We start from the raw sequence: 4,881 nt of genomic DNA on the forward strand, positions 1-4,881 counted from the left end.
CGCTGGAGCCGCAGTGGCAGGCGCGGCCGGCCGGCCCGATCGATGGCACGCGCATCGCCGCCGATCTGGCCGCGGCCGCGCGCCGCGCCGCGGCCGAGGGCCTGGCCTTCCGCAGCGCCGGCGATGCGGCCGCGCAGTTCGAGCGGACAGCCCCGGGGCGCCGGGTCGAGGCCCTGTACGAGGCGCCCTACCTGGCCCATGCGACCCTGGAGCCGATGAACTGCACCGCCCAGGTGCGCGACGGCCGGGTCACGCTGTGGGTGCCGACCCAGGTGCCGGGCCTGGCACGCGCGCTGGCGGCGCGCGTGGCCGGCGTGGCGGAGGCCGCGGTCACCGTGCATGTCACGCTGCTGGGTGGCGGCTTCGGCCGGCGCCTGGAGATCGACTTCGTCGGCCAGGCGGTGCGGGTGGCGCTGGAGACCGGCGGCGCGCCGGTGCAGCTGCTGTGGTCGCGCGAGGAGGACATGGCGCACGACTTCTACCGCCCGGCCGGCGCGGCCTTCTGCGAGGCGCGGCTGGCCGAGGACGGCAGGCCGGCGGCCCTGCGCATCGGCAGCGCCGGCGACGCGATCACGCCGCGCTGGATCGAGCGCGTGCTGCCCGGCCTGAGCACCCGCTTCGACCTGCCCGACAAGACGGCGGCCGAGGGCCTGCTGGACCACCCCTATGCGATCGCGCATCAGCGCATAGCCCACCTCGCCACGCACAGCGGCGTGCCGGTCGGCTTCTGGCGCTCGGTGGGGCATTCGCACAATGCCTTCTTCATCGAGAGTTTCGTCGACGAGCTGGCGCATGCGGCCGGCGCCGACCCGCTGGCCTACCGGCTGGCGCTGCTCGACGAGCGGCTGCCGCGCCATGCGGCGGTGCTCAGGCTGGCGGCGCAGCAGGCCGGCTGGGGTCAGGTCTTGCCGAAAGGCCGGGCGCGCGGGCTGGCGCTGCACGAGAGCTTCGGCAGCATCGTGGCCCAGGTGGTGGAGCTGAGCGGCGAGGGCGGCCGGCCCAGGCCGCTGCGCGTCGTGTGCGCGATCGACTGCGGCCAGGTCGTCAACCCGGCCATCGTCGAGCGTCAGATGGAGGGCGCCATCGTGTTCGGCCTGACGGCGGCGCTGTGGGGCCGCATCGACATCGGCAGGGACGGCGCGGTGCGCCAGCAGAATTTCCCTGACTATCCGCTGCTGAACCTGGCGCAGACGCCGCGCATCGAGACGCATATCGTCGCCAGCGGCGGCACGCCGGGCGGCGTCGGCGAGCCCGGCGTGCCGCCGCTGGCTCCGGCCCTGGCGAACGCCTGGTTCGCGCTCAGCGGCGAGCGGCGGCGGCGCCTGCCGCTGTTGGCGGACTGAGCGCGGCGCCGCGCCTGAGCCACAGCCCGAACAGCGTGCCCACCAGATACATGCTGACCGAGTAGGCCGCGGCCGGCAGCGCCATCTGGAAATCCTGCAGCACGCTCAGGGCGATGTAGAGCGCCAGGGTGCTGTTGTGGATGCCGATCTCGAAGCTGATCGCCGTGGCCATGGGCTTGGCCAGGCCGATCCAGCGGGCGCACAGATAGCCCGACAGCAGGCTCAGGAGGTTGAAGATCAGCACCACGCCGCCGATGGCAGCGGCCGAGTCGGCCAGCGCGCGCCATTCCTTGGCGATCGCGCCGAGCGCCAGCAGGGCCAGCACCACGGCGCTGAAGATCTTGAAGGGCTTCTCCAGCCGCGCCGCCAGCGCCGGCCGTGCCTTGGCGATGCCCATGCCGATGGCCACCGGCCCCAGCACCACGGCCATCACCTCGGCCACCTTGCCCATCTGCAGCGGCACCGCGCCGGCGCCGATGAAATGCTGCAGCGCCAGATTGGCGATCAGCGGCATGCTGACGACCGACAGCAGGGTGTTGATCGCGGTCAGCGAGATGTTCAGCGCCACATGGCCACCGAACAGGTGCGAGAACAGATTGGCCGAGACCCCGCCCGGCGAGGCCGCCAGCAGCATCAGGCCCACGGCCAGCACCGGGCTCAGGCCGAAGGCGAGGGCCAGGCCCCAGCAGACCGCCGGCAGCACGAGCATCTGCAGCGCGAGGGCCAGGATCACGGCCTTGGGATGCTCGCTCAGGCGCCGAAAATCGGCCCAGCGCAGCGACAGGCCGACCCCCAGCATCACCAGGGCCAGCGCGACCAGCAGCAGCTGGGGCAGGGATTGCGTCAGATTCATCGTGGGGTCTCCGCCTTACTGATCGTGGCCGGGGTTGCGGCGCTCGAGATCGCGCAGCAGGGCCGGCCAGGCCAGCGCGCCGGGGCCGCCGCCCTGGCCACCGCTCTGCACCCGCGATGCCTCGGCGGTGCCGCGGATGATGGCGTCCGGGATGCGGGTCAGTTCGCCGCCACCGGCCTGGGCGCTGACCTGGATCTGGCAGGCGCTCTCGAACAGGTACATGGCCAGGAAGGCCTCGGGGATGTTGCGGCCCACCGTCAGCAGGCCGTGGTTGCGCAGGCACAGATAGACCTTGTCGCCCAGGTCGGCCTGCAGGCGCGGCTGCTCGTCGGGGCGGAAGGCCACGCCCTCGTAGTCGTGATAGGCCAGCGAGGCCAGCACGAAGCTGCTCTGCTGCGAGATCGGCAGCAGGCCCTGCGCCTGGGCGGAGACGGCCACGCCGGCGCGCGTGTGGGTGTGCAGCACGCATTCCACCTCGGGCCGCGCCGCGTGCACGGCCGAGTGGATCACGAAGCCGGCCGGGTTCACCGGGAAGGGCGTGTCCTGCAGCTTCCTGCCCTGGGCATCGACCTTCACCAGGCTGGACGCGGTGATCTCGTCGAACATCAGGCCGTAGGGGTTGATCAGGAATTCATGGGCGTCGCCGGGCAGCTTGGCGCTGATATGGGTGAAGATCAGGTCGCTCCAGCCGTAGCGCGCCACCAGCCGGTAGCAGGCCGCCAGCTCGACGCGCAGCCGCCATTCGGCGTCGCTCACCAGGCCCTTCAGCGAGGGGATCTTGAGTTCGTGCATGGCCGTCTCCTTGTGTCCGTTCCGTGGGGCGATCTTGGCAAGACCCCGGCATGGCCGACCAGCAAGAAAGTGACAATTCAGGGTATGTCACTAGCCCTCGCCACCTCCTTGCGCTGGGACCTGCGTCAGCCGCGCCGAGCCGGCGCCAGCGAGGCGATCTGCCGGTCCTGCCAGCGCGCCAGCAGCAGCATGCCCACCAGCGCGCCGAGCAGCGCCAGGAACATGTCCGACTGCGTGTCCCAGGGGTCGCCCTGGGTGCCGAGGAACTCGTCGGCGCCCTGGCCCAGGGCCAGCGCGGCCCACCACTCGATCAGCTCGTAGACCGCGCTGACCGCCAGCGCCACGCAGACCGCCAGGAAGCCGGCCATGCGCCGCCCCTTCACCTGGCCGGTGCGCAGCAGGATCTCGCGTGCCAGCAGGGCCGGGATCAGGCCCTGGGCGAAATGGCCGATCTTGTCGTAGGGGTTGCGCGCGAGCGCGAACAACTCCTGCAGCCAGAAGCCCAGCGGTACGCGCGCATAGGTGTAGGCGCCGCCCAGGATCAGGATCAGGCAGTGCAGGAAGATCAGGCCGTAGAGCAGGGCGCTGAGCGGGAAGCTGCGGCGCGTGGCGGCCAGGATCGGCAGCGCGATCAGCACCGGCGCCACCTCCAGCAGCCAGGTGGTGCGCTCGTAGGGCGCCCAGCCGGAGGCGGCCAGGGCCAGCACCAGCAGCAGGCCGAGCGCGGCCTGGGTCGATGGCGGCAAGGTGCCGCTGGTGGTTCTCGTCATGCGCTCTCTCCCTCCGTGGTGGCGAGGGGAGTATCGCAGCGCAAAGGGGCTCGGGCGCCCGAGGTGGCCGGGCGTGGCCGCAGCGCCGGCTTGCGGGGCGCGGTTGGGGATTGGCAACGCGCGCGGCGTCGAAAAGTACCGCGCCTGCGGGCCTGCGGGAAAGCCGCACGCCGCGCCGCGCCGAGGGCCCCCTAAACTGAAAATCCCTCTTGTCGACGATGCTTTGCCACGATGCCGGTCTTCCGTCCCCGCCTCCCGCTGCTGCTCGGCGGCCTGCTGCAATGCGGCCTCGGCGCGGCCGCGCTGGCGCAGACCATGCCCCTGGCCACCGCGCCGACAAGGCCGGCCGCCGCCCTCGCCACGCTGCTGCCGGGCGGCACGCCGGCCCCGGCCTGCGCCCAGCAGATCGAGCGCGCGCAGGCGGCCGACCGGCAGCTCGGCGCGGCCGAGCGGCAGAACCAGACGCTGGAGGCGCTGGACGGGCTGACGCGCGAGGCCGCGCAGCAATGGATGCAGGTGCAGAGCCAGTGCGAGGGCGCGCTGCGCGACGGCGCGCAGCACCGGCTGGACCAGCACCTCGCCGGCCTGGCCCAGCTGGCCGAGCGCCAGGCGGCGGGCAGGCAATGCGATCAGGCCGGCCGCGAGGCGCAGTCGCTGCAGCAGCAGGCGGCCCAGCGTTTCGCCCAGGGCCGCCGTGCCGAGGCCGGCACGCTGTTCCGCCGCGCCGAGGCGGGCTGGGTGCAGGCCGGGCAATACTGCATCGGCGCGCCGCAGGCGCGGGCCCGCGAGGGCCAGCGCCTGAGCGCGCTGGACGCCCGGAACAGCGAGCAATGCGCGCCGGTCTTCGAGCAGGCGCGCGACGCCGCCCAGCGCCTGCGCGTCGCGGCGGCGGCGCTGTCGCCGAGCGAGCGCCAACAGCAATCGATGCTGGCCGAGACCTATTGGCGCGACGCGATGCGCGACTGCCAGGGCGAGGCTCAGCGGCTCGCCACCGAGCAGGCCCAGGCCGTGGCGCGCGAGCGCGGCACGCCCTGGACCGAGATCCGGCCCGACGCCGCCAACCCGGTGGCGATCGCCGTGGCCGCGCCGCCGAAACCGGCCCCCGCCGCCGCCCCCGCACCGG

The 4,881-nt window shown here is 73.1% G+C and carries 4 protein-coding genes and 1 pseudogene; 2 read left to right on the forward strand and 3 right to left on the reverse strand.

Translation table 11 applies throughout. The annotated features are described in order from the left end of the window. The coding region (locus AC07OQ_RS24290; protein WP_495055710.1) for a xanthine dehydrogenase family protein molybdopterin-binding subunit at window positions 1-1,343 on the forward strand (1,343 nt) is incomplete at its 5' end. Here the strand turns inward: AC07OQ_RS24290 and AC07OQ_RS24295 are convergent. The 3 genes from AC07OQ_RS24295 to AC07OQ_RS24305 form a co-directional block, all read right to left on the reverse strand. Further along, window positions 1,300-2,196, reverse strand: coding sequence for a bile acid:sodium symporter family protein (locus tag AC07OQ_RS24295; protein WP_495055711.1), 897 nt, complete (start codon window positions 2,194-2,196; stop codon window positions 1,300-1,302). The two genes, AC07OQ_RS24290 and AC07OQ_RS24295, sit on opposite strands and share 44 nt — an antisense overlap. Before the next feature lie 15 nt (window positions 2,197-2,211). Next, window positions 2,212-2,988, reverse strand: a complete 777-nt coding sequence (locus AC07OQ_RS24300; RefSeq protein WP_495055712.1) for a class II aldolase/adducin family protein — start codon at window positions 2,986-2,988, stop codon at window positions 2,212-2,214. A 125-nt stretch (window positions 2,989-3,113) separates the two neighbouring features. After that, on the reverse strand, window positions 3,114-3,758 hold the full coding sequence (locus tag AC07OQ_RS24305) for a DUF2238 domain-containing protein (protein ID WP_495055713.1): 645 nt from the start codon (window positions 3,756-3,758) through the stop codon (window positions 3,114-3,116). A 231-nt stretch (window positions 3,759-3,989) separates the two neighbouring features. On the opposite strand from AC07OQ_RS24305, the pseudogene AC07OQ_RS24310 reads away from it, so the two are divergent. Next, window positions 3,990-4,881 (forward strand): annotated as a pseudogene (locus AC07OQ_RS24310) (hypothetical protein); the annotation flags it as partial.

It is taken from the genome of Roseateles sp. GW821-FHT09B06 (genome assembly GCF_059418245.1).